Annotated in this window: 1 protein-coding gene; it reads left to right on the top strand. The window is 50.9% G+C overall.

The features are described 5' to 3' along the window. Positions 1 to 3,721 (top strand): condensation domain-containing protein (locus ACUYLD_RS25380; protein ID WP_446676221.1); only part of this gene is annotated, 3,721 nt, incomplete at both ends.

The raw sequence follows: 3,721 nt of genomic DNA, 5'->3' as shown, positions 1-3,721 counted from the left end.
GGCCGAGCTGGAAGCAGGACTGCCAGCACATATGGTACCTGCACGCTTGATGCGTCTGGAGACCTTGCCACTGACCCCCAATGGAAAAATCGACCGCAAGGCCTTACCGGAACCGGAAGGAAGCATCCATACCGGTGCAGCCTATGTGGCACCGCGAACTACGGTGGAACAAGTATTAGCTTCAGTGTGGGCCGGGGTGCTGGGTGTCGAAACGGTAGGCACGCAGGATAACTTCTTTGAACTGGGCGGCGATTCGATCAAAGCGCTGCAAGTATCCTCCCGATTGCTGCAAGCAGGGTATCGACTGGACATGAAAGACCTCTTCAGCAATCCGACGGTAGCGTCACTCAGTCCTTTACTTCGTACAGATGGCAAGATGGCTAGTCAGGAAGAGGCAGTAGGCAAGGTAGATCTGACACCCATTCAGCGGTGGTTCTTCGAGCAGCGGCCGGCTGACCTGCACCACAGCAACCAGGCGATGATGCTGTATCGAGCTGGGCGCTTTGACGTCGACGCGCTGCGCCGTACGATGGAACGTATTGTCCAGCATCATGACGCATTGCGCACGGTATTCCGTGAGACGGAGCAGGGCTATGCCGCTTGGAACCGCAGTGTGGAGGAAGGCGAGCTATACACGCTGGACATTGTAGATTTTAGTGGAGTTGAAGACGAATCCACCGCTGTAGAAGCCAAGGCGAGTGAAATTCAAGCCAGCATTCATTTGAGCGAGGGGCCGCTTGTGAAGCTCGGTCTGTTCCATTGCGCTGAGGGCGATCATTTGCTAATCGTCATTCATCATTTGGTTGTGGACGGCGTATCGTGGCGTATTTTACTGGAGGATTTGGCATCCGGTTATGAGCAGGCCGTTGCAGGTAAAACAGGCACAGCTATTCGACTGCCGCATAAAACAGATTCTTTCCAGGTATGGGCCAAACAGCTGTCAGCCTACGCAAATCGTGCGACGATGGAGCGGGAGCTAGCCTACTGGCAGCATATCGAACAAGCAGAAGCCAGCCTCGCGAAGCCTTTGCCGAAGGATTTTGCAAATGACAATGCACGGCTCGGAGACAGTGAGGTTGTGACTGTCCGCTGGACGAAGCAGGAAACCGAGCAACTGCTCAAACAAGCTCATCGCGCATACAACACGGAAATGAATGACCTGTTGCTGGCTGCACTCGGCAAAGCCGTGTATGAATGGTCCGGTTCCGAACGGGTGCTGGTTAACCTGGAAGGCCACGGACGGGAAGCCGTTGTACCCGACGTGGATATTACGCGCACGGTCGGCTGGTTTACGAGCCAATTCCCGGTTGTACTGGATGGAAGTCTGGGACAAGGGGGAAATACGGCTCGTCTGATCAAACGGATTAAGGAAGGGCTGCGTCATATTCCGCAAAAAGGCATCGGTTATGGTATTTTGCGATACCTGTCAGATATGAATGTGCTGGAGAAAGCAGGCGTGCAGTTACAGGCGCAGCCTGAGATCAGTTTTAACTATTTAGGCCAATTCGATCAGGATTATAAAGGCAACGATCTGGAGCCTTCCTCCTATTCCATCGGTGTACCAGTTAGCACGAACGCGGCTATGGATTTTGCACTAGATATCAATGGATTAATCGAGGATGGGGAGCTGATGTTCACTATTCGCTACGGCACAACGCAGTTCCGTCATGAAACGATTGCACGGCTGGGAGAACTACTGGTATCCGGTTTGCGTGAGGTGATTAGCCATTGCGTTGCGCAGGAAAGAACGGTGTTGACCCCAAGTGATGTCTTGTTAAAACATGTAACGCTGGACGAGCTGGAGCAATTGGTGAAAGATACACAAGATATGGGTGAACTAGAAAATGTGTATGCTTTGACGCCGATGCAAAAGGGTATGCTCTTCTTCAGTCTAATGGATGAGAGTTCGGCAGCTTACTTTGAGCAGGCCACCTTTGAATTGAATGGACGGTTTGATGTAGTTGCTTTCAGCAAAAGCTTTGATCTGCTCGTACATCGTCATGAGGCATTGCGGACGAACTTTATCAACTCCTGGAAGGATGAGCCTGTACAGGTCGTTTTCCGCAATCGCAGCGGAGAGTTGTACTATGAAGACCTGCGCGGACTGGAAAAAGAAGAACGAGTAGCGCGTGTTGAGGCTTTTACCCTTGCCGATAAAGCGAAAGGGTTCAATCTCGCAGAGGATGCACTCATTCGTATTTCGATCCTGCAAACCGGGGATGAAACATATCACTTTATCTGGAGCTTCCATCATATTTTGATGGATGGCTGGTGCTTGTCCTTTATGACACAGGAGGTATTCGGCAGCTATCTGGCACTGCGCGCGGGTCATAAGCCAGCGCTGGAGCCTGTCACGCCGTTCAGTCGATTTATTGAATGGCTGGAACGTCAGGACCGTGAGGCAGCTTTGCGATATTGGCGTGGGTATCTGGCGGACTACGAGCAGCAAATTACGCTTCCACAGCAAAAAACACAGCCTAAATCGATGCACACCGGGGAATATGTTGCTGAAGATCTGGATTGCGAATTCCAGCCAGAGCTGGTTGCCCAGATCGAACAAGTGGCGAAGCAAAATCAGGTGACGATCAATACGCTGATTCAGACGGTATGGGGCGTCTTGTTGCAAAAATATAATAATAGTTCGGATGTTGTGTTCGGCAGCGTTGTGTCCGGTCGCCCAGGGGATATTCCAGGTGTGGAGCACATGATTGGGCTATTCATTAACACGATTCCAGTGCGCGTGCAGTCTGAACAAGGTGAAACCTTTGTCGAGCTGATGAAACGAACACAGCGGCAGGCGCTGGCTTCCAATGGTTATGATGCGTTCCCGCTGTACGAAATTCAAGCACTGACCGAGCAGAAGCAGGATTTAATCAATCATATTATGATATTTGAAAATTATCCGGTGGAGCAGCAGGTAGAGCAGTTGGGCAGTGATGGACAGGATAAATTTACGATTTCGAACGTGGTGTCTACAGAGGAAACCAACTATGATCTGAACGTCGTCGTTATGCCAGGTGAAGGCATCAAGATTCGTTTTATGTATAACACGCTCAGCTTTGATCAAGCAGGTATTGAGCGTCTGTATGGGCATTTTGCACGCCTACTGGAGCAAATTTCGCTCAATCCGCATGTTCGTGTTGAAGAACTGGAACTACTCACAGCGGCGGAAAAGCAGCAGATTACAGCGGCATTTAATGACACTGCTTGTGCTTTTCCGTCTCATCAGACGATCCATCAGCTGTTCGAGGAGCAGGTAGAATATACGCCAGATCAGGTGGCATTGGTGTTTGGACATCAGAGTCTGACTTATCGGGAACTGAATGAACGGGCAAATTCATTGGCCCGAATGCTTCAAGCCCAGGGAGTAGGACCTGACAAGCTGGTCGGTCTGATGGTGCAGCGTTCCGTGGAAATGATTGTAGGTCTCCTGGCTGTTCTCAAAGCAGGTGGTGCTTATGTGCCGATTGATCCCGAATTTCCGTCCTCTCGTATTGCATACATGCTGGAAGATAGCGAGGCCACAGTGCTTCTGACCAGTCGTGATTTGTTGGAAGAGCATCATTGCAACGCCAATGCCATATTTCTTGAGGATGCAGCCTTGTATCAGGGAATGAGCGGCAACCTGGAGGCGATTGCCCGCCCAGAGCATTTGGCTTATGTCATCTATACGTCGGGTTCGACTGGAAATCCGAAAGGAGTTATGCTCCAGCATCGCTCG

It is taken from the genome of Paenibacillus sp. SER-28, from assembly GCF_052906305.1.
The sequence above is the reverse complement of the archived record's forward strand: the minus strand, read 5'-3'. Positions and strand labels throughout refer to the sequence as shown.